Annotated in this window: 18 protein-coding genes; 15 read left to right on the top strand and 3 right to left on the bottom strand. The window is 65.7% G+C overall.

The window, feature by feature from the left end:
* The first annotated feature begins 75 nt into the window (after nucleotides 1-75).
* From AC3WS4_RS23865 to AC3WS4_RS23845, 5 genes are all read left to right on the top strand, one after another.
* Complete coding sequence (locus AC3WS4_RS23865) at nucleotides 76-825, top strand: glucose 1-dehydrogenase (RefSeq protein WP_492740633.1); 750 nt, start codon at nucleotides 76-78, stop codon at nucleotides 823-825.
* Nucleotides 825-1,538, top strand: coding sequence for an SDR family NAD(P)-dependent oxidoreductase (locus tag AC3WS4_RS23860; protein WP_492740635.1), 714 nt, complete (start codon nucleotides 825-827; stop codon nucleotides 1,536-1,538). The genes AC3WS4_RS23865 and AC3WS4_RS23860 overlap by 1 nt, the downstream gene beginning before the upstream one ends.
* A gap of 130 nt (nucleotides 1,539-1,668) precedes the next feature.
* Nucleotides 1,669-4,062, top strand: a complete 2,394-nt coding sequence (locus AC3WS4_RS23855) for a TonB-dependent receptor (protein ID WP_492740636.1) — start codon at nucleotides 1,669-1,671, stop codon at nucleotides 4,060-4,062.
* A gap of 111 nt (nucleotides 4,063-4,173) precedes the next feature.
* On the top strand, nucleotides 4,174-5,637 hold the full coding sequence (locus tag AC3WS4_RS23850; RefSeq protein WP_492740638.1) for a carotenoid oxygenase family protein: 1,464 nt from the start codon (nucleotides 4,174-4,176) through the stop codon (nucleotides 5,635-5,637).
* A gap of 16 nt (nucleotides 5,638-5,653) precedes the next feature.
* Nucleotides 5,654-7,240 (top strand): fatty acid--CoA ligase, encoded by a 1,587-nt coding sequence (locus AC3WS4_RS23845; protein ID WP_492740639.1) that lies wholly within the window; start codon nucleotides 5,654-5,656, stop codon nucleotides 7,238-7,240.
* A gap of 98 nt (nucleotides 7,241-7,338) precedes the next feature.
* Here the strand turns inward: AC3WS4_RS23845 and AC3WS4_RS23840 are convergent, their stop codons facing one another.
* Nucleotides 7,339-8,151 carry an SDR family NAD(P)-dependent oxidoreductase gene (locus AC3WS4_RS23840; protein ID WP_492740640.1) on the bottom strand — a complete coding sequence of 271 codons (813 nt, stop codon included), beginning with the start codon at nucleotides 8,149-8,151 and terminating at the stop codon, nucleotides 7,339-7,341.
* 10 nt (nucleotides 8,152-8,161) lie between these two features.
* Nucleotides 8,162-9,160, bottom strand: a complete 999-nt coding sequence (locus AC3WS4_RS23835; RefSeq protein WP_187140364.1) for an NADP-dependent oxidoreductase — start codon at nucleotides 9,158-9,160, stop codon at nucleotides 8,162-8,164.
* 118 nt (nucleotides 9,161-9,278) lie between these two features.
* Between AC3WS4_RS23835 and AC3WS4_RS23830 the strand changes: the two genes are divergently transcribed.
* The 9 genes from AC3WS4_RS23830 to AC3WS4_RS23790 all read left to right on the top strand — a co-directional run bounded on the left by AC3WS4_RS23830 (nucleotide 9,279) and on the right by AC3WS4_RS23790 (nucleotide 19,207).
* Nucleotides 9,279-11,402, top strand: coding sequence for a molybdopterin-containing oxidoreductase family protein (locus AC3WS4_RS23830; RefSeq protein WP_492740641.1), 2,124 nt, complete (start codon nucleotides 9,279-9,281; stop codon nucleotides 11,400-11,402).
* A gap of 9 nt (nucleotides 11,403-11,411) precedes the next feature.
* Nucleotides 11,412-12,428, top strand: coding sequence for an NADP-dependent oxidoreductase (locus tag AC3WS4_RS23825; protein WP_492740642.1), 1,017 nt, complete (start codon nucleotides 11,412-11,414; stop codon nucleotides 12,426-12,428).
* A complete protein-coding gene (locus AC3WS4_RS23820) occupies nucleotides 12,425-13,213 on the top strand; it encodes a ThuA domain-containing protein (protein WP_492740643.1) in 789 nt (262 codons plus the stop codon). The genes AC3WS4_RS23825 and AC3WS4_RS23820 overlap by 4 nt, the downstream gene beginning before the upstream one ends.
* 75 nt (nucleotides 13,214-13,288) lie before the next feature.
* Complete coding sequence (locus tag AC3WS4_RS23815; protein ID WP_492740644.1) at nucleotides 13,289-14,536, top strand: cytochrome P450; 1,248 nt, start codon at nucleotides 13,289-13,291, stop codon at nucleotides 14,534-14,536.
* Complete coding sequence (locus AC3WS4_RS23810) at nucleotides 14,533-15,594, top strand: acyl-CoA dehydrogenase family protein (RefSeq protein WP_492740645.1); 1,062 nt, start codon at nucleotides 14,533-14,535, stop codon at nucleotides 15,592-15,594. Before AC3WS4_RS23815 ends, AC3WS4_RS23810 begins: the two co-directional genes overlap by 4 nt.
* Entirely contained in the window at nucleotides 15,591-15,983 is a 393-nt protein-coding gene (locus AC3WS4_RS23805; RefSeq protein WP_492740646.1) for a Zn-ribbon domain-containing OB-fold protein, read from the top strand. Before AC3WS4_RS23810 ends, AC3WS4_RS23805 begins: the two co-directional genes overlap by 4 nt.
* Complete coding sequence (locus tag AC3WS4_RS23800) at nucleotides 15,980-17,128, top strand: thiolase family protein (RefSeq protein WP_492740647.1); 1,149 nt, start codon at nucleotides 15,980-15,982, stop codon at nucleotides 17,126-17,128. The genes AC3WS4_RS23805 and AC3WS4_RS23800 overlap by 4 nt, the downstream gene beginning before the upstream one ends.
* A 7-nt stretch (nucleotides 17,129-17,135) precedes the next feature.
* On the top strand, nucleotides 17,136-18,344 hold the full coding sequence (locus AC3WS4_RS23795; protein WP_492740648.1) for an acyl-CoA dehydrogenase family protein: 1,209 nt from the start codon (nucleotides 17,136-17,138) through the stop codon (nucleotides 18,342-18,344).
* Nucleotides 18,345-18,388: 44 nt separating this feature from the next.
* Nucleotides 18,389-19,207, top strand: coding sequence for a helix-turn-helix transcriptional regulator (locus AC3WS4_RS23790; protein ID WP_492740649.1), 819 nt, complete (start codon nucleotides 18,389-18,391; stop codon nucleotides 19,205-19,207).
* A 131-nt stretch (nucleotides 19,208-19,338) separates the two neighbouring features.
* Here the strand turns inward: AC3WS4_RS23790 and AC3WS4_RS23785 are convergent, their stop codons facing one another.
* Complete coding sequence (locus AC3WS4_RS23785; RefSeq protein WP_492740651.1) at nucleotides 19,339-19,875, bottom strand: VOC family protein; 537 nt, start codon at nucleotides 19,873-19,875, stop codon at nucleotides 19,339-19,341.
* A gap of 101 nt (nucleotides 19,876-19,976) precedes the next feature.
* On the opposite strand from AC3WS4_RS23785, the gene AC3WS4_RS23780 reads away from it, so the two are divergent.
* Nucleotides 19,977-21,206: an aromatic ring-hydroxylating oxygenase subunit alpha gene (locus AC3WS4_RS23780; protein ID WP_492740652.1), complete on the top strand. Its 1,230-nt coding sequence runs from the start codon at nucleotides 19,977-19,979 to the stop codon at nucleotides 21,204-21,206.
* The last annotated feature ends 12 nt before the right edge of the window (nucleotides 21,207-21,218 follow it).

The raw sequence follows: 21,218 nt of genomic DNA, 5'->3' as shown, positions 1-21,218 counted from the left end.
TCGCACCTAGCGCAATAAATAGTCCCCTCGGGTCGCCGGCGGCATGATAGTGGCCGCATAAACAGGGAGGATGGCATGGCAGAGGAACGCGGGCGGATCGCCGGCAAGACGGCGTTCGTCACCGGCGGCGCGTCGGGGCTGGGTCTCGACATCGTCCGCCGCTTCGTCGCCGAGGGCGCCAGCGTCGTGATCGCCGACATCGACGACGCCGCGGGCGAGGCGCTGGCCGCCGAAACCGGACAGCGTTTCGTGAAACTCGACGTGTCGAACGAAGGGGACTGGCTCGCCGCGCTCGGCCCCTGCGACCGGATCGACATCCTCGTCAACAATGCCGGCATCACCACCATGGGTTCGATCGAGGACCTGACGCTCGCGGCCTTTCGCCACGAATTCGCCGTCGATGTCGACGGTGTCTTTCTCGGCTGCAAGCACATCATTCCGAAGATGAAGGATCATGGCGGGTCGGTGATCAACATGTCGTCGATGTGCGGGGTGCGGGCGCAGGCCGACCTAGCCGGCTATAATGCGGCCAAGGCGGCGGTCACCCACCTCACCAAGTCGGTCGCGCTCCATTATGCCGCCAAAGGCTATGGCATCCGCTGCAACTCGGTACATCCCGGGGCGATCCACACCGCGATGATCGACAAGGTGATGGCTCAGGTCGACGATCCCGAAGCGCTCTACGCCGGTTTCGTCGCCACACATCCCGTCGGCAGGCTTGGCAAGCCCGAAGAAGTCTCGTCGATCGTCCTCTATCTCGCTTCCGACGAGTCCGCCTTTGCCACCGGCGCCGAATTTCGCATCGACGGCGGCAGTTCGCTCTGATGGCGGGGCGTCTGGAAAGCCGCACCGCGCTCGTCACCGGCGCCGGTTCCGGGATCGGGCTGGCGATCGCCAGGCGCCTCGCCGCCGACGGCGCGCGGGTGCTGACCACCGACCGCGCCGGCGAGGTCGACATCGTCGCCGATGTCACCGATCCGGGCGCCAACGCGCATTTCATTGCCGAAGCCGAAGCGCGTTTCGGCGGGCTCGACATCCTGATTCCCTGCGCGGGCATTACCGGCATGCAGCCGCTCGACGATCATAGCGACGAATTTTTCGACCAGATGATGGCGGTCAACGTCACCGCGGTGTTCCGGCTCGTCCGCGACGCATTGCCGCTGCTCAAACGCTCGCCGCACGGCCGGATCATCCTGATCGGGTCGGTGATGTCGAGTTTCGGCGAGGCGGGAATGACCGCCTACGGCGCGTCGAAACACGCGGTGCTGGGCATGACCAAATCGATCGCCGCAGAGGTCGGTGCCCATGGCATCACCGCCAACTGCATCCAGCCCGGCGCGATCGATACGCCGATGACCGCGCCCGCCTTTGGCGCCATGCCGCAGTTCAAGCAGCACTGGATCGACAAGGCGGCGCTCGGGCGGCTTGGCCAGCCCGAAGATATTGCCGACGTCGCCGCGTTTCTGGCCTCCGACGACGCGCGTTTCATGTCGGGCCACGGGCTGTTTGTCGACGGAGGCTCGACACAAAGAACCTGAATTCAACGCGTTGCCTGCCTTTGCGGGACGCCTGATATTTTTGATGATTGTTCAAACCCGGCATAAAGCGGACCTTGCCTTCCAACGTGACCGACGAGCCTATGCGGCGGCACGAGAGGGAGGAAATCCGATGTCCACGCATGCCCGAATGCTGCCCGCCGTCTACGCCACGGTCTCGCTCGTCGCTTTGGCGATCGCCACGCCGGCCTTCGCCCAGGACGCCCCCGCCACCGACGACAGCGGCGGCGCGCTCCGCGAAATCGTCGTCACCGCGCAGAAGCGCTCCGAAAGCGTCCAGTCGATCCCGATTGCGGTCACCGCGCTCGACCAGACCGCGCTCGAATCGGCGACGATCGACGACATCCGCGACATCGCCGGCCGCGTTCCCAGCCTCGTCGTCGACTCTGTCGGCGCCGGGCCGAGCGCCGCCGCCATCTCGATCCGCGGCATCAGCTTCGAGGATATCGAGAAGAGCTTCGACCCCGCGGTCGGCGTCGTTGTCGACGGTGTCTTCATCGGCACCAACACCGGCCAGCTGCTCGACAGTTTCGACCTCGAACGCCTCGAAGTCCTGCGCGGTCCGCAGGGCACCCTGTTCGGCCGCAACACCATCGGCGGCGTGATCAACGTCACCCGCACCAAACCGACCGACGATTTCGGGGTGCGCGGCCAGTTCGGCTATAGCCGCTTCGACACCAAGCGCGGGCGCCTGGTGGTCAACACCGGCACCCTCGGCGGCTTCATCGCGCTCAAGGCGTTCGGCTATTACGACAAGACCGACGGCTATTATTACAACGTCACCAAGGGCCGCCGCGAGGGCAAATATGAAACGCTGACCGGCGGCGTCACCGCGCTGATCACCCCCAGCGACGCGATCACCGCGCAGGTCACCTATCAGCACAGCCGCGAGCGCGGCGAAACGATCGCCGCGGCGCTGTCCGAAACCCGCCGCGACGTGATTTGCGCCGCGCCGGGTGCACCGGGCTTTTCACCGCTGACCGAGTGCAACCGCTCGTTGCTGCCCAACCGCGGTCTGTATACGACCTTCAGCAACATCGACGCGCCGGTTCGCAACGATGTCGACAGCATCACCGGCAATATCGACATCGACCTCAGCGACGCCATCACCCTTTCCTCGGTGACCGGCTATATCAAGAACAAGGAGTCGGTGACGCAGGATTTCGACGGCAGCTCGGCGAATTTCTTCGAAACCAAGCGCAACCAGAAATATCACCAGTTCAGCCAGGAGCTTCGCCTGCTGGCCGATTTCGACATGGTGAACCTGCTCGTCGGCGGCTATTATTTCGACAGCGGCTACACGCTCGACCAGTCGACGAACTTCGGCGTCGTGCTCGGTGGCGGATCGACGGCGGTGCTGCGCCAATATGTCGATCATAGCGCACGATCCTACGCCGGCTTCGCCGACGCGCAGATCAAGCTCAGCGACCAGTTCAAAGTGTCGCTCGGCGCCCGTTATACCGATGACAAAAAGACGATCTTCAACAATTACGGCCGCATCGGCGCGCTCGTCCGGATCACCCAGCCGACCTTCGACGGCACGACATGCGTCGCGGTGACCGGCACGATCAGCCCTGCGCCGGGGGTCGTCCTGCCCGCCTATAGCCCCGCCAACAATTGTTCGGGCAGCGACAGCTTCGGCAAGTTCACCTGGCGCGCCAATGCCGAATATACCTTCGAACCCGGCAAGCTCGCCTATGCCTCCTTCTCGCGCGGTTTCCGCTCGGGCGGCTTCAACGGCCGCGCGGCGTCGCCGACCTCGCTCGGGCCGTACCAGCCCGAAACGGTCGACGCCTATGAGGTCGGGCTGAAGGCCGACTGGCTCGACCGCACGCTGCGCACCAACCTCGCCTTCTACTACACCAAATATGACAACAAGCAGGAAGAGGTCGTCCAGCCCTCGCCGCCGGGATCGTCTAGCCCGCAGGAAACCGTGGTGCGCAACGCGTCGTCGGCCGACATCAAGGGGTTCGAGGCCGAGATCATCGCGCAAATGTCCGACGCGTTCAGCTTCAACGCTTCGTTCAGCTACACCGACGCCAATTACAAGAATTTCTTCAACGATGTCGTCGGCCTGACCCTGGGCAGCGCGCAGGATGGCATCCCCGACGACGTCTCGACGCTGACGCTGCGCCGCGCGCCCAAATTCGCATGGTCGGCGGGGCTGAACTACAGCAAGGAGATCGGGTCGGGCCGCTTCGACGCCTCGACGCTGCTGCGGTACCAGAGCAAATATGCCACCTGCATCGCGCCCAACAAGCCGATCACCCCCGGCGCGGTCACCAACGACAACCGCTGCTTCACCGAGGACCGCGAAAACCTGTCGGCGCAGATCGGTTATACCTTCCTGCTCGGCGACGATCGCGAGGTCAGCATGTCGCTGTTCGGGCGCAACCTGACCAACCACAAGGGGCTGTCATCGACCCTGCCGGTCGCCGGGCTCTTCACCTTCGGCGCGGCGCAGCAACCGCGCACCTATGGGGTCGAACTGGGCTTCCGTTTCTGACGGATTGAAACTTCCCGCCCCGGGCACGGCGGGAAGAAAGGGGGAGCAAGGGGCGGCGCGTTGCACCGCCCCTTGTTCGATCAAGCCCAGCGAACCGCAAAAGGACCAGCGATGACCCAGGCCTTTTTCGACCATCCCTATCTGTCAGGACACCACCAGCCGGTGCGGTTCGAGGGCACCGCCCCCGACCTGATCGTCGAGGGCGAGATTCCGGCCGACCTCGTCGGCGTCTTCTATCGCAACGGCCCCGAGCCGCTCTATCCGACGCGCGAGGGCGAGTATCACTGGTTCGACGGCGACGGCATGGTCTATGCCTTCCACATCGAAGGCGGCCGCGCGGCGATGCTCAACCGCTGGGTGCGGACCGAGAAATTCGAGCTGGAGAAAGCGGCGGGCAAGCGCCTGTTCGGGCTGTTCGGCAACCCGATGACCGCCGATCCCTCGGTCGCCGGCAAGCGCTACAACACCGCCAACACCAACATCATCGTCCATGGCGGCAAGCTGCTCGCCCTGATGGAAGGCGCGCCGGCGGTCCAACTCGACCCGCGCACGCTCGAGACTTTGGGCGAGGAACATTATGGCGGGACGATCACCACCACCTTCTCCGCCCATCCCAAGATCGACCATTTTACCGGCGAACTGATCAACATCGGCATGGCGATCAATGGCCCGATGGGCGCCCCGCAAATGCGCTACGACGTGATCGCCGCCGATGGCAGCGTCCGCAAGGCCGAAGTCATCGACATGCCGCACAACGCGCTGATGCACACCTTTTTCCTGACCGAAAACTGGGTCGTTTTCCCGGTCATTCCGATCGACGCCGACTTGGGTCGCTTCATGAAGGGCGGCCCGATGACCGCCTGGGTCAACGGCCGTCCGACAAAATTCGGGATGATGCCGCGCGAAGGCAGCGCGAGCGATATCCGATGGTTCGACTATGAACCGCGCCACATGTTCCACGAACTCAACGCCTGGGAACAGGACGGCAAGATCGTCGCCGATGTCGCCGCCGCCAACGGCACCGCGCTGTTCCCCGATGAGACGGGGGTCAAACGGACGCATGGCGACACCCAGCAAAGCCTGCGCCGCTGGACGATCGATCCGGGCACCAACGGCAACGGCACCTGGATCAAGGAAGAAACGCTCAACGACCGCGACATCCAGTTCCCGCGCCCCGACGACCGCTTCATGACGCGCGCCTCGCGCCACAGCTTCGCCAACATCAACTTGAACAGCCGCGACGGCCGCGCCGAGGGAATGGACGGTGTGCTGCGGTTCGACACGGTGAGCGGCCAGGAAGACTATTATCATTTCGGCAACGGCGCCTCGTGCGGCGAGATGGTCTTCGCGCCCAGGGTCGGCGCGCAAGGCGAGGGCGACGGTTATGCGATGACGCTCGTCCACCGCGCCGGCGCCGCGACGAGCGAACTCGCGATCTTCGACGCGCTCGACATCGCGGCGGGTCCGGTCGCGATGGTGCAGATACCGTTCCGCGTCCCGTCGGGTTTCCATTGCAATTTCTACGCGGCTGACTCCATGCTCTACCGGCAGGCGCTCGGCGAAGGGCGCGCATAAAGGGAGCGGGACAAAGGTGACGCAAAAGGTCGCAGCATTCGAGCGCGTCGCCGACGTCGCGCGGCGGAACGGGCACGAACGGCCCGACAAGATTCTCTTCCATTTTGAAGGCCGCGCAACGCGCTATGCCGACTTCGACGCGAACAGCAACCGCGCCGCGAACGGACTGATCGCGCTTGGGCTGAAACCCGACGACCGCGTCGCCTATCTCGGCAAGAACAGCGATCTCTATTTCGAGGCGGTGATGGCGGTGGCCAAGGCCGGCGGCGTGATGACTCCGGTCAACTGGCGCCTCGCGGTGCCCGAGATCGCGTGGATCATCGCCGATTGCGACGCGCGTTTCCTGCTGGTCGGCCCCGAATTCACTGATTTGGTCGCGACAAACCGGGATACTTTTCCCGGCATCGACCATGTCATCGCGACCGAAGGCGCGGCGAGCGGCTTTCCCGATTACAGCCGCTGGCGCGACGGTTTTGCCGACACCGACCCCGATATCGCGCGCGGCGAAAGTGACGCGGTGATCCAGATGTACACCTCGGGCACCACCGGAAAACCCAAGGGCGCGGTGCTCACCAACGGGTCGGTGCTGCGCTCGCGGCTCGACCGCGACCCCGCGCTTCAGGCCGATTGGGAGCGCTGGGACGAAGACGACGTCGGGCTCGTCGCCATGCCCAGCTTCCATATCGGCGGCACCGGTTACGGCATCACCGTGATGACCAATGGCGCGACCGGCGTCATCACCCGCGAATTCGACCCCGGCGGGGTGCTCGACCTGATCGAGGCGCATGGCATCTCGAAAATCTTCATGGTCCCCGCGGCGATGCAGATCATCGTCAACCAGCCGCGCGCCCGCGAGGTCGATTTCTCGCGGCTCCGCCATATCGCCTATGGCGCCTCGCCGATCCCGCTCGACCTGCTGCGCCAGTGCATCGACATCTTCCAGTGCGGTTTCGTTCAGATGTACGGGATGACCGAGACGTCGGGCACCATCGCCGCGCTGCCCCCCGAGGATCACGACCCGGCGGGCAACGAACGGATGCGCTCGGTCGGCAAACCGCTGCGCGGGGTCGAGATGCGGGTGATCGACGGCAGCGGCAACGCCCTGCCCCCGCGCGAAATCGGCGAAATCGCGATCCGCGCGCAGGCCAACATGCGCGAATATTGGGGCCGGCCCGAGGCGACGGAGGAGACGATCGACGGCGACGGCTGGCTGCGCACCGGCGACGCCGGCTACACCGACGAGGACGGCTATTTCTACCTCCACGACCGGGTGAAGGACATGATCATCTCGGGCGGCGAAAATGTCTATCCGGCCGAGGTCGAGAATGCGATCTACGGCCATCCCGCCGTCGCCGACGTCGCGGTCGTCGGCGTCCCCGACGAAAAATGGGGCGAGGCGGTGAAGGCGTGCGTCGTGCTGAAGGACGGCGAGACCGCCGACGCAGCCGAGATCATCACTTGGGCGCGGACACGGATCGCGGGCTATAAATGCCCCAAGTCGGTCGATTTCATCCCCGCGCTGCCGCGCAATCCGTCGGGCAAGATTTTACGCCGCGAACTGCGCGCACCCTATTGGGAAGGCCGCGAGCGGCAGATCGGATAGCGCACCCCATATCGTCGTCATTGCGAGCGCAGCGAAGCAATCCAGAGTTGCGTAAACCGCTCTGGATTGCTTCGCTGCGCTCGCAATGACGAAGCTTACTATTGCGCCTGCAACTTCGCCATCGCCGCACCCACCGCCGCAGCAATATCATGCTCCTGCGGATTCCCCCGCAAAGCCAGCCCGCCATTGGGCTGCAAATTCTCGCCGGTCACGAACGCCTCGTCGCTCGCCAGCCACAGGCACGCATTCGCCACATCCTGCGCCGTGTTGAGCCGCCCCAGCGGATAACGCGGCAAAAAGGCATCGACGAGCCCCGGGGTCGCGAACGCCCCCTCGGTCATCGGCGACTCGGTAAATGCCGGCGACACGATATTCGCGCGGATGCCCGCGGCGCCGAAATCATTGGCGACGCAGCGGACCAGCGCCTCCGACCCCGTCTTGGTCCCGATATAAGCCGCATGATTGCCGATCGGCGATCGCGTCGTCGCCGACGAAATCTGGATGATCGAGCCGCCGGTCGGATCGTTGGCCAGCATCGCGCCGACGAAGGCCTGGAGGAAATGATGCACCCCGGTGAACTGCAGCGCGACGATGGCGTCCAGTTCCTCCTCGGTCACCTCGAGCAGCGGCTTGAGCAGCCCCCAGCCGCTCGCGTTCATCGCGATGTCGATCCCGCCCATCGCCGCCTTCGCCGCATCGGCGAGCGCAAAGACCGACGCCTTGTCGGTGATGTCACACAGCGCGGCGTGACCGCCGATCTCGGCCGCCAGCGCGTCGAGGGGTTCCCGCTTACGCCCCGCGACCATCACCGTCGCGCCTTCGCGCGCGAACAGCCGCGCGGTGACCTGCGCCATATTGCCCGTCGATGCGGCGCCGATGATGACGGCGCGTTTGCCTGCCAGCCTGCCCATGTCGTTCTCCTCAGAGTTTCAAGAGTTGCTTGCCGCGGTTCTGGCCGCTGAACAGGCGTTTCAGCGTCGCGGGCGCATTTTCGAACCCGTGCTGCACATCCTCGCGGTAATTCAGCCGGCCATCGAGCACGAAGCCCTCGAGCCGCTTGCGGATCTCCGGAAACTCGGCCGCCCAGTCGAGCACGATGAACCCCGCCATCGATCCGCGGCGGAAGATCAGGTTGAAGTAATTCTGCGGCCCCGCGGGCAGCGATCCGCTCTCGTACCGGCTGATCCCGCCGCACACCGCGACCCGCGCGCCCGTCGCGATCTCGCCGAGCATGTCGTTCAAAATCGCGCCGCCGACATTGTCGAAGATCACGTTGACGCCGCCGGGGCAAAGCTCCTTGATCTGCTTTCGAACATTACCCGCCTTGTAATCGATCGCGGCGTCATAGCCCGCTTCCTCGACAAGCCAGCGACACTTGTCCTCGCCCCCCGCGATGCCGACCGCGCGGCACCCGGCGATCTTCGCGAGTTGGCCGACCACCGATCCCGTCGCCCCCGCCGCGCCCGAGACGAGCACCGTATCGCCCGCGACCGGACGCCCGACCTTGAACAGCCCGCAATAGGCGGTGACCCCCGTGGTGCCGAGCACCGAGAGCATCGCGGTCGGCGGCAGTGCGGTGTCGATCTTCACCAGCCCGTCGCCGTTCGAGACATGCCATTCGGTCCAGCCGGTCGAGCCCATCACCAGGTCGCCGGCGGCGAAACCCGGATGACGGCTCTCGACGACTTCGCTGATCCCGCTTCCGCGCATGACGTCGCCGATCGCCATCGGCGCGACATAGTCGGCGATATTTTCCATCCACCCCTTCTGCGCCGGGTCGAAGCCGAGGTAGAGTGTCTTGAGCAACAATTCGCCGTCGCCGGGCGCACCGACCTCCTTTTCGGCCAGCACGAAATCGCCGTCCTCGATCCCGCGTCCGCGCGGATGTCCGTTGAGCAGCCATTGGCGCGATGTCGGCATCGATACTCTCCCTGTTCTTTGTCCGGAAATTGCGCCCGCGTCCCGCCGTCAGCCACCGCCAAAAGTGCCAGTCGATTGACGCCGCCGGGGGCGTAGGGTGCGATCAGGGAGAGAGAAGATGCCCGAGGTCCGCCGCAGTTTCTGCCGCTTCTGCCACGCCAATTGCGCGATGCTCGTCACCATCGACGAGGGCCGCGTCACCAAGGTGCAGGGCGACCCCGACGACCCGGTGTTCGGCGGGTACACCTGCATCAAGGGCCGCCAATTGCCCGAGGCGCATCACGGCCCGCAGCGGCTGACGGTGTCCCGTAAACGCGTCGATGGCGCGTTTCAGGACATCGCGATGGAGACCGCGCTCGACGAGATCGGCGCCAGGCTGTCGGCGATCATCGCCGAACATGGCCCGCACGCGGTCGCGGTCTATGGCGGCACTTACGCCTTTCAAAACAGCGCCGGGGTCGGCAGCGCGATGGCCTTCGCGCAGGGGCTCGGCACGCGCAACATCTACACCTCGGTGACCCTCGATCAGCCCGCCAAGGTCTATACGACGATGCGCTACGGCAACTGGATGGGCGGCATGCACACCTTTGCCGAGGCCGACGTCGCCTTTTTCATCGGCAACAACCCGATCGTCTCGCACTACGGCCCGCCGGGCGGCCTGCCCCCCTTCTCGCCCTCGCGCCGCCTGCGCGATGCGCTCGACAAGGGCCTCAAGCTGATCGTCGCCGACCCGCGCGAGAGCGATGTCGCCGCGCTCGCGCATATCCACCTGCCCGTGCGCCCCGGCGAAGATCCCGCGATGCTCGCCGGGATCATCCATGTCATCCTGTCCGAAGGACTCTACGACAAGGGCTTCGTCCAGCAATATGTCGATGGCCTCGACGACCTCAAGCGCGCCGTCGCCGATTTCACCCCCGCCGTCGCCGCCGGCCGCGCCGGGGTCGATGAGGCGCAGCTCGTCGCCGCCGCGCGCATGTTCGCGACCGGAACCAAGGGTGTGGTCTCGACCGGCACCGGCCCCGAAATGGCGGGCCAGGGCACCCTCACCCAATATCTCGTCTCGTCGCTCAACATCCTCTGCGGGCGCTTCTGCCGCGAGGGCGAGAAAAGCTCGATCCCGCGGGTCTTCACCGCGGTCAGCCCGCGCCGCGCGCAAGTGTCGCCGCCGATGGCGCTCTATGGCGAGGGCTTCCCCGCCTCACGTATCCGCGGCCTCACCCATCTCGGCATGGAAATGCCGTGCAACGTCCTCGCCGACGAGATGCTCACCCCCGGCGAAGGCCAGATCCGCGCGCTGATCGTGATCGGTGGCAATCCCGTCGTCGCCTTCCCCGATCAGGACAAGATGACCCGCGCGCTCGGCGGTCTCGACCTGCTCGTCAGCATCGACGTCAACGCCGAGAGCGCGACCGCGAAACGCTCCGACTATATCCTCGCCCCGACCATGTGCCTCGAACGCGAGGACATCAGCAACCTTTCCGAATGGTGGTACGAAATCCCCTACGCCCGCTATACCGAGGCGATGATCGACGCGCCCGGCGACCTGATCGAGGAGTGGGAAATGCTCTGGGGCCTCGCGCACCGCATTGGCAGCCCGATCCCGCTCGCGGGCGGTCCCTGTCCGATGGACGAGAAGCCCAGCAAACAGACGTTCCTCGACCTGATGACCGCCGGCTGCGTCGTCGCGCCGGGCCAGGTCCGCGCCGACACCGTGGATGGCCAGGCGGTGATCTATCGCGACCTCCATCCGATCGTCGAAGCCGGCGATCCCGATGCCCCCGGCCGGTTCGACCTTACCGCCGGGGCGATGCCCGACCAGCTGATCGCTTATGCGACCGCCGGCCAGCCGACTCCCGATTTCCCCTACCGCATGGTGTCGCGGCGCAGCCGCCACCGCTTCAATTCGACCGGTCAGAACCTGCCCGCGCTCACCGCCAAGCGCACCACCAACCCCGCCTTCCTCCACCCCGACGACATGGCGCGCATCCCGTGCAGCGAGGGCGATATCGTCCGCATCCGCTCGGCAGCGGGCGAGGTCGTCGCCGAGGCGCGCGCCGCCACGGGCATGCGCCCCGGCGTCGTGTCGATGGCGCATGCGTTCGGCGGTCCCGACGTCGGCGCCGACGAGGTGCGGACCCGCGGCAACTCGACCAACCGCCTCGTCAGCGAAACCGTCCGTTACGACCCGATCACCGGCCAGTCGCTGCAAAGCGCGATCCCGGTCGCCATCACCCCTGCCTGAGGACTACCCATGCCCGACAACCGCCGTTTCCTGCTGACCCGCCGTCCCAACGGCGAACCGGTCGCCGACGATTTTTCGCTGGTCACCGCACCGACGCCCGAGCTCGCCGACGGCCAGTTCCTGATCCGCAACCATTATGCCTCGCTCGACCCCGCAATCCGCGGCTGGATGGACGATGCGCCAAGCTATATGCCGCCGATCCCGCTCGGCGACCCGGTCCGCGCCTCGACCGTCGGCGTGGTCGAGGCGAGCAAGGCCGAAGGGTTCGAACCCGGCCAGTGGGTGCTCGGCCTCAACGGCATCGAGGATTATTCGGTCGGCACCGTCGGCGGCTTCACCCAGCCGATAGACGCGACGCTGGTGCCGTCGGTGACCAACTATCTCTCGATCCTCGGCGCGGTCGGGATGACCGCCTATTTTGGCTATATCGACGTCTGCGAGCCCAAGCCCGGCGACGTCGTACTCGTCACCGGCGCAGCGGGCGCGGTCGGCTCGCTCGTCGGACAAATCGCGAAAATCAAGGGCGCGAGCAAGGTCATCGGCATCGCCGGCGGTCCCGAAAAATGCGCGAAGCTGACGGGCCGCTACGGCTTCGACGCCGCGATCGACTATCGCGGGAAAGACCTTCAGGCGCTCACCGCCGCGATCCGCGCCGAGGCGCCCGACGGCGTCGACATCATCTTCGAAAATGTCGGCGGCGACATCCTCGACGCCGGCCTCAACAATCTGCGCCACGGCGCGCGCATCGGCCTCTGCGGCCTGATCAGCGAGTATAACAGCGTCGAAAAGATCGGCGCGCGCAACATCTGGCAACTCATCGTCCACCGCGCCTCGATCCGCGGGCTACTCGTCGCCGATTATATCCCGCGCTTTGCCGAAGGCGGCGCCGAGATGGCGGCCTGGCTGCAGCAGGGCAAACTCGTCGCCGACGAACATATCGACGAAGGGATCGAGAACAGCTTCGACGCCTTCATGCGGCTCTTTGCGGGGAGCAATCAGGGCAAGATGATCCTAAAAATCGCATGACGGGGCCACGGCAACTTCTCGTCCTCTCGGGCGGGCATCCCTATGAGGCCGAACCCTTCGCCGGGCTTCTCGCGAGCTTCGACGGCTGGACGGCCACGCATCTGATCCACCCCGAGGCAGAGACGGCCATCGCCGAAGGCGCGGCGCAGGACGCCGATGCGATCCTCTTCTACGACATGCCCGGCTATCGCTTCGAGGACGGCAAGGCGGCGACGCGGCCGCCCTCCTTCACCTATCGCCGCGCCATCGCCGACCATTTCGCGCGCGGCGGCGGTGCGGTCGCGATGCACCATGCGATCGCGGGCTGGGCCGAGTGGCCCGAGTGGGCCGAGATGGTCGGCGGGCGTTTTCTCTATGCTCCCGGCGAAGCGAACGGCGCTGCGCATCTCGACTCGGGCTATCGCCACGAGGTCCAATACGACGCCATCGTCCTCGACCCCGAACATCCCGTGACCGCCGGACTGCCGTCCCGCTTTCCGCTCTGCGACGAGCTGTATCTGGCCCCGGTCTGGGGCGCGGCCAAACCGCTGCTCCGCGCCGACCACGCCTTCGTTCGCGACAATTTCTATTCGGCGGCGCAGGCCGTCGCGGGGCAGATGTTCAGCAATACGGGCTGGGACCATCGCCCCGAAACCGACCTCATCGCCTGGGAAAAACCCGTCGGCGCCGGCCGCCTCGTCTACCTGCAGCCCGGCGACGGACCCGCCGCTTATGCCGACCCGAACTTCCGCCGCCTGCTCGCCAATGCCCTCGCCTATGTCGCCCCCGATTTGGCAGTCGCCTAACGAAATTGTGCATCGCGCCCGGGGAGCGGCTGCATATAGTCGGGCGTATAAGAACAAGATTGAGGGAAGAGGCGCGTGAACGACATCGCCGCAGGCAGTTTTTTCGAACCACAGGTGATTGCGGACCCGTTCGACTATTATCGCGCGTGGATGCCCAAGAGCCCGGTCGTCCAGCTGTCGGAGGGCATGTTCCTCGTCCTCTCCTACGATCTCTGTTCGCAGGCGACCGGCGACGTCGAAACCTTCTCGAACAATTTTCAGGGTACCTTGTCGGGCGCGATGGCCGAGGATGGCGATGTCGCGGCGATCCTTGCCGAGGGCTGGCCGCAGGTCGATACGTTGCTCACCGCCGACCCGCCGACCCACACGCGCTTTCGCAAGCTCGTCAACCTTGCCTTCTCGATGAAGCGCGTCGCCGCGATCGAGGAGAATATGCGCGGCGTCGTGATCGACCTGATCGACAAGATGGCGGCAAAAGGCGAAGCCGATTTCGTGCGCGATTTCGGCATCCCCCTGCCCGTCGCGATGATCGCCAGCCAGATCGGCATGACGAACGACGATCTCGACAAGGTGAAGCGCTGGTCCGACGCCTTCGTCGACCGCCTCGGGCGGATGATCCCCAAGGATCGCGAACTCGAATGTGCACGCGAAGTCGTCGAATTTCAGCATTTCGTCAAAGCCAAGATCGACGAGCGCCGCGCCAACCGCACCGATGACCTGCTCTCGGACCTCGTTTACGCAGAGGTCGATGGCGAACGCCCGCTCGAAGACGCGGAAATATTGTCGATCATGCAGCAACTGATGGTCGCGGGGAACGAGACCACGACCTCGGCGCTCGCCGGCGGCCTGCTCCAGCTGATCGAAAACCCCGACCAGATGGCGAAGGCGGTCGCGGCGGTCGACGCAGGCAATGAGCGCGCGATCCTCAACCTCGTCGAAGAAGTGCTGCGCACCGAAAGCCCGACCGCGGGCATGTGGCGCATGGTATTGAAGGATGCCGAACTCGGCGGCGTGAAAATCCCCAAGGGCGCGATGGTCCAGTTGCGCTATGCCGCCGCGAACCGCGATCCCGCCAAATATCCCGATCCCGACCGTTTCGACATCGAACGGAGTAATGCACGCAGCCACCTCGCCTTCGGCAAGGGCATTCATATGTGCGTCGGCAATATGCTGAGCCGCAAGGAGATGGCGGTCGCCTACGCCGAATTGCTCAAACGCCTGACCGACTTCCGCGTCGCCGACGGCCACCAGCCGAGCTGGCCGCCAAACATGCTGCTGCGCGGACTCACCACGCTGCCGATCCGCTTCGGACGCCGGGCATGAACTTCGATCTCGACGAAGGCCAGCAGATGGCTCGCGAGTCGATCGGCCGCTTCCTCGGCCCGGTCGACGTCGCGGCACGCCATGCGATGCGTGGGCAGGCCAGCGGCTATTCGCGCGATCGCTGGCGGCAACTCGCGGACCTCGGCCTGCTTGCCTTCGCCGCGCCTGAAGCGATGGGCGGCATGGGCGGGACGATGGTCGACCTCGCGTTGGTCGGCGAAGCGCTGGGCAAGGGCCTTGCGATCGATCCCTGGCTCGAAAATGGCGTGCTGCCGATCCGTCTTGCCGCTGCTGTGGGTGAAACGGCGCTAGTCGGCGACCTGCTCGCGGGCGAGCGCTTCGCCGCTGTCGCCTTTGCCGAACCCGGCCGCCGCTATGAGACCGAGGCCGTCGGGACGAAGTCGGACGGCGACCATGTCGCCGGCGCCAAGACCTTCGTCCTCGGTGCGCCGATGGCCGATACGCTGCTCGTGACGCTCGCCGGCGGGAAGCTCGCGAAGATTGCGAGCGGCGCTGCCGGAATCGTGCAGCAGGATTATCCGGTCATCGACGGATCGAACGCGGCGACCGTCGATCTGCACCGCACCCCGGCCGAAATCTTTGACCTGCCGCGCGCCGCCTTTGATCGCGTCATCGGCGACGTCCGCCTGCTCGCCGCCGCCGAAATGCTCGGCCTCGCGCAGACGATGTTCGACGACACGCTCGCCTATGTCGGCGAGCGCCAGCAGTTCGGCGCCGCGATCGGCAGCTTCCAGGCGCTCCAGCACCGACTCGTCGAATGCTATGCCGCGCTCGAACAGGCGCGTTCGATGGTGCTGCGCACCGCGATGCTCGACCCGACGACCGACGATGCGAGCTGGCCGCGCATCGCCGCGGGCGCGAAGGCCTTTGTCGGCGAAGCGGCGACGCAGATCGGGCTCGAAGCGGTGCAGATGCACGGCGGCATGGGCCAGACCGACGAACTCGCGATCGGCCATGCGCTGAAACGCGTCATGCTGCTCGACAAATTATTGGGCGATCAGGCCTATTGCCTGCGCAGCTATGCGAGGGCGGCATGACCGCATTGCCCCCCATCGCCCCCGGTCTGTGGACCGACGAGGCCGAACCGCAGCTGATCGGCGGGCGCCGTGCGAACGGCGAAATCATCTTTCCGGTTCCCGACGGCGACGCCGCCGCGCTGGTCGAACCGGTCGCGCTGTCGCGCCACGGCACGCTGTGGTCGTGGACCACGCAGGGCTTCGAACCCAAGGCCCCTTATAGCGGCCCCCAGCCCTTCCAGCCCTTTCTCATCGGCTATGTCGAGCTACCCGGCGAAGTGATCGTCGAAACGCGGATCGTCGATGCGACGCCCGCCGACATGCGCATCGGCATGGCGATGGAATTCGCCGTCGTCGCCTTCGACGACAACCGTTCGACCTATGCCTTCAGGCCCCGGAGCACCGCATGAACGACGACGTTTATATCATCGGCGCGGGCATCCACCCCTTCGGCCGCACCGACGGCCGCTCGGGCCGCGACCAGGGCGTCTATGCCGTAGGGCAGGCGCTCGGCGACGCCGGCGTCGCGTGGAACGACGTCGAATTCGCCTATGGCGGCTCGGCGGCGGCGGGGTCGGCCGATATCATGGTCAACGAACTGGGCCTGACCAGCGTCCCCTTCATCAACGTCGCCAACGGCTGCGCGACCGGCGGCAGCGCGCTGACCTCGGCGCGCAACGCCATCGCGGCGGGGGCGTGCGATATCGCGCTCGCGGTCGGCTTCGACAAGCATCCGCGCGGTGCCTTCAACGCCAAGCCCGCCGAATATGGCCTGCCCGAATGGTATGGCGAAACCGGCATGATGCTGACGACACAGTTCTTCGCGCTCAAGATTCAGCGCTACATGGCGCTCCACGGGATCAGCCGCCGCACCCTCGGCCTCGTCGCCGAAAAGGCGTTCCGCAACGGCACGCTGTGCGACCATGCCTGGCGGCGCTCGCCGGTCGACCTCGACACGATATTGAACGCGCCGATGGTCAACGACCCGCTGACCAAATATATGTTCTGCTCGCCCGCCGAAGGCGCGGTCGCGCTGGTGCTGGCGAGCGCGAAGAAGGTGCGCGAACTGGGGTCCGACGCGGTGCGCATCGCCAGCGTCGCCTTCCGCACCCGCCCCGAGGGATCGTTCGAGGTGTTCGCGCCGTCGGTCAGCGTCGATGGCGGCGGCAAGCCGACCCAGATCGCCAGCCGCGCCGCCTTCGAAATGGCGGGCATCGGTCCCGGCGACGTCTCGGTCGCGCAATTGCAGGACACCGAATCGGGCGCCGAGATCATGCACATGGCCGAAAACGGCTTCTGCGCCGACGGCGACCAGGAACAATGGTTCGCCGAGGGCTGGAGCGAGATCGGCGGCAAGCTGCCGATCAACACCGACGGCGGTTGCCTCGCCTGCGGCGAACCGATCGGTGCGTCGGGGCTGCGGCAGGTATACGAAAATACAGTGCAACTGCGCGGTCGCGGCGGCGGCCGGCAGGTGCCGAACGACCCCAGGGTCGGTTATTCCCATGTCTATGGAGCGCCCGGCCTGTCGGCGGTGGCGATCCTCGAACGCTAGTGAAATCATGGACTTAGACCTCACCCAAGACGAACTCGAATTTCGCGAGGAGGTGCGCGATTTCCTGCGCACCTCGCTGCCCGACTATGTCCGCGACGGCGCCAAGCGCACCCCCGGGGTATTTGTCGAACCCGATATCGGGCTCGTCTGGCACCGCATCCTCAATGACAAGGGCTGGGTCGCCTATCACTGGCCCGAGGATTGCGGCGGCACCGGCTGGACCCCGATGCAGCGCTATATCTTCGAAAAGGAATGCGCGATCGCCGGCGCACCCGCGCTGTCGGTGCTCGGGCTGCGGCTCGTCGGTCCGGTCATCTGCGCCTTCGGCACGCAGGAGCAGAAGGACCGTTTCCTGCCCGCGATCCGCGCCGGCACCGATTATTGGTGCCAGGGCTATTCGGAACCGCAAAGCGGCTCCGACCTCGCCTCGCTGCGCACCCGCGCGCGGCGCGACGGCGACGATTATATCGTCGACGGGTCGAAAATCTGGACGACCCACGCGCATCACGCGAACTGGATCTTCTGCCTCGTCCGCACCGACGGCGAGGTCAGGAAACAGGCGGGGATCAGCTTCCTGCTCGTGCCGATGGACCAGCCCGGCGTCACCGTCACCCCGATCATCACCATGGCGGGCGATCATGAGGTCAACCAGGTCTTCCTCGACGCCGCGCGCACGTCGGTCGCCAACCGCATCGGCGAAGAAGGCCAGGGCTGGACGATCGCCAAATTCCTGCTCGAGAATGAGCGCGGCGGATCGTTCCACGCCCCGCGCCTGATCCGCGCGATCGACCATCTCGAACAGCTCGCAGGGATAGCGCCCAGCGGGCACAATGGTTCGCTCGGCGGCGACATCCAGGTCGCGATGCAAATCGCGCGGCTGCGGCTCGAGGCCGAAGCGCTCGAAACCACCGAACTGCGCATCCTTGCCGACATCGCCAAGGGCCGCCCCGCCGGCCCCCAGACCTCGCTCGTCAAGCTGATCTCGTCCGAACTCCACCAGCGGATCGACGGGCTCGCGATGGATCTCCATGGTTATGACGGGCTGCAACTGCCAACCGTCCGCCCGCTCTACGGCAATGAAGCCCCGCCCCCGATCGGCGACGCCGACGCGCAGGTCGCCGCCGCGCGCTATCTCAACAGCCGTGCCTGGACCGTATTCGGCGGTTCGAGCGAAGTTCAGAAAAACATCATAGCAAAGACGGTGCTCCGCTTATGACACATGCATTGCGACTTACCGGCCCATATGAGATAGTCCCGATCATGGGAGAACAGGCAGAAAAACTGCCGCTCGACGGGTTCGCGCCCCCAATGGATGCCCGGACGCTCGTCGATGCGGTCACGATCCGCAACGTGGAGGATATCCACGATGCCGCGGTGCTGCTGCGCGACTATGCCGCGGCCTTTGGCCTGCGCGCCGCGCTGTGCGACGATATCGCGTCGAAGGAAACGATGGTCGACGCCGATGGCGCGGTGCTCGCCGCCGACCTGTTCGGCTGGCTCGGCGACGGCGAACGCTGGTGGGAAGATCATCGGCTAGCGCTGCATTCGCCGCTGCCGCGCTCGTGCCGCTACGAAAGCGAGCCCTTCTGGTGCAACAGCGACGGGTTCCGCACCGCGCAGCCCAACCCCTATCTCGATGAAATCAACCCGGCGCGCTATTTCGCCGCGAACCCGCGCTACAAGGCGGCGATCGTTATTCCGGTGCATCTGCCGTTCGGCCAGATTTCCGCCAACAGCTTTCATCCGACCGATCCCGACATCGACGATCTGTCCGACCTGTTCACGGACATCGGCGACACGCTGGCGTTGGCGACGCGGCGCTTCATCGCCGGCTATGCCTCGGCGATGCGGACCAAGCGGCGCATCCCCTCGGACTGCGAATTGTCAAAGCGCGAGGTCGAATGCCTGCGCTGGGCGGCGATCGGCAAGACCGACCGCGAGATCGGCATGATCATCTCGCTGAGCCACGCGACGGTGCGCTATCACGTCCACCGCGCCGGTGAAAAACTCAACTCGGTCAACCGCGCGCAGACGATCTTCAAGGCCGGGCAGCTGGGGTATCTGGGGGCGAATAGCTAGCTGGTGACGGCGTCAATATGCTTCGTCATTGCGAGGAGCGAAGCGACGCGGCAATCCAGAGCCTGCGTAAACCGCCCAGGATTGCTTCGCTTCGCTCGCAATGACGAAGCTTTTGGCGAAAAGCTCGCGCTCTATCCCAGCGACCTTAGCGGCGCGCTCCCGTCCCAATCCTTCGCCGCATCGCGCATCATCGCGAACAGTTCACGCGTCCCCGCCTGCGGTTCGAGCAGTTCGACCAGCGTTCCCGGCCCGGTCCCCGGATCGGCGTAGATCACCCCGCCGCTGTCGCCGACCGGCGCCTCGAAAATAATCTCCGCGCCGACCTCGCCGCACCGCGCCCGCGCCTCGGCGATCGAGTCGACCAGCACGCAGACATGATGCAGCCCCTCACCCACCGCATATTCCCCGCGATAGAGCGATTTCGCGTCATTCTCGGGCCGGATCAGCTCGATCTGCATATCGCCCCAATACCCCAGCGCCATGGTGAACACCGGGTCGCTCGGCTCGCCGCGATAGCGCCCGCCGGCAAGCCCGACGTTCGGCAGCAGGAAAAACGGCCCGGCGCCCATCACCTCGGTCCAGTGCTTCAGCGCCGCGTCGAAATCCGCCGGCACGAAAGCCAACTGCATGATCTCGCCCAGCGATGCGAGCGTGGCGGGTCGGGTCATCGGGTCTCTCCCCCTCAAAAGCGATAGCGCACAAGCGCCGGGCTTTGTGCGATAAGCTGTTCGAGACCCGGAGTCATACTGGGCAAAATGTGAGGAGAGCCATGGCCGAGTCCGATCCCCATATCGTCCAGAAGGATTGGCCCGCCGTCCGCAAGCGCAACGCGCGGACCGGGCTGCGCAAGCTGGTATCGATCGTCGCCGAAAACCGCACCGATCGCGCCGAGGCGCCGCTGCCGCTGCACAAGAGCATCTATACCGGCGAAGCCCGCAACGCCGCGGAAATGCGGCATATTTTCCGCAACGAACCGATCGTCGTCGGCCTGTCGGGCGACATTCCCAAGACGGGCGACACTTTGGTCTTCGACTCGGTCGGCCCGTCGATCCTCGTCGCGCGCGGCAAGGACGGCGTCGCGCGCGCCTTCCTCAACATGTGCACCCACCGCGGCGCCAAGCTGGTCGAGGAGACCGAACCGTGGAGCGGCCCGCGCCCGCGCCTCGTCTGCCCCTTCCACGCCTGGACCTTCGATCCCGCCGGCACCCTCGTCGGCCAGCCGGGCAAGGAGGGTTTCGCCGATTGCGAGATCGGCGCCCGCAACCTCATCGAACTGCCCTGCACCGAGCATCTCGGCCTCATCTTCGTGCGCGCCAATCCCGACGGCGCGCCGATCGATGCCGAGGCGCATCTGGGTGACTTCGGCCCGGTGCTCGCGCAGCTCGAACTGCACCGCGCCGAACCGGTCAGAAAGGGTATCCTCACCGCCGATTCCAACTGGAAGTTCGCACTCGACACCTATGGCGAGAGCTATCATTTCAAGATGCTCCACGCCTCGACGATCGGCGGCACGCATTACAGCGACCGCAACGTCTATGAACCGATCGGCCGTCACCACCGCGTCAGCTTCCCCGACCTGTCGATCGGCGCGCTCGTCGGCAAGGACGAAAGCGAGTGGCCCGACACCGAATATGGCGGGGTCCATTTCCTGTTCCCGAACACCGTGATCTTCTTCGGCGCGGTCACCCCCGGCGTTTATTTCACGCAGGTTTTCAGACTGTTCCCCGATGGCCCCGGCAAGATGTTCTGCCAGTTCGCGGTCTATGCCCCGTTCGGCGTCGAAAGTGAGGAGCATCGCACCATGTGCGAAATGGCCTATGACATGACCGCGACCGTCGTGCAGACCGAGGATTATCGGGTCGCCAGCAATGGCTATGCCAATCTGATGACCGCGCCCGCCGACTTTCGCGTCGTCCTCGGCGCGAACGAACCCGCGCTCCACGGCGTCCACCGCTCGATCGCCGCCGCGTGCAAGATGCCGCTCGACCAGCTTGCCTGACCTTTCGGAGTT

The sequence above is a fragment of the Sphingopyxis sp. EU05-FHT14B03 genome (assembly GCF_058790875.1).
This window is presented reverse-complemented; position numbering and strand designations above follow the sequence as displayed.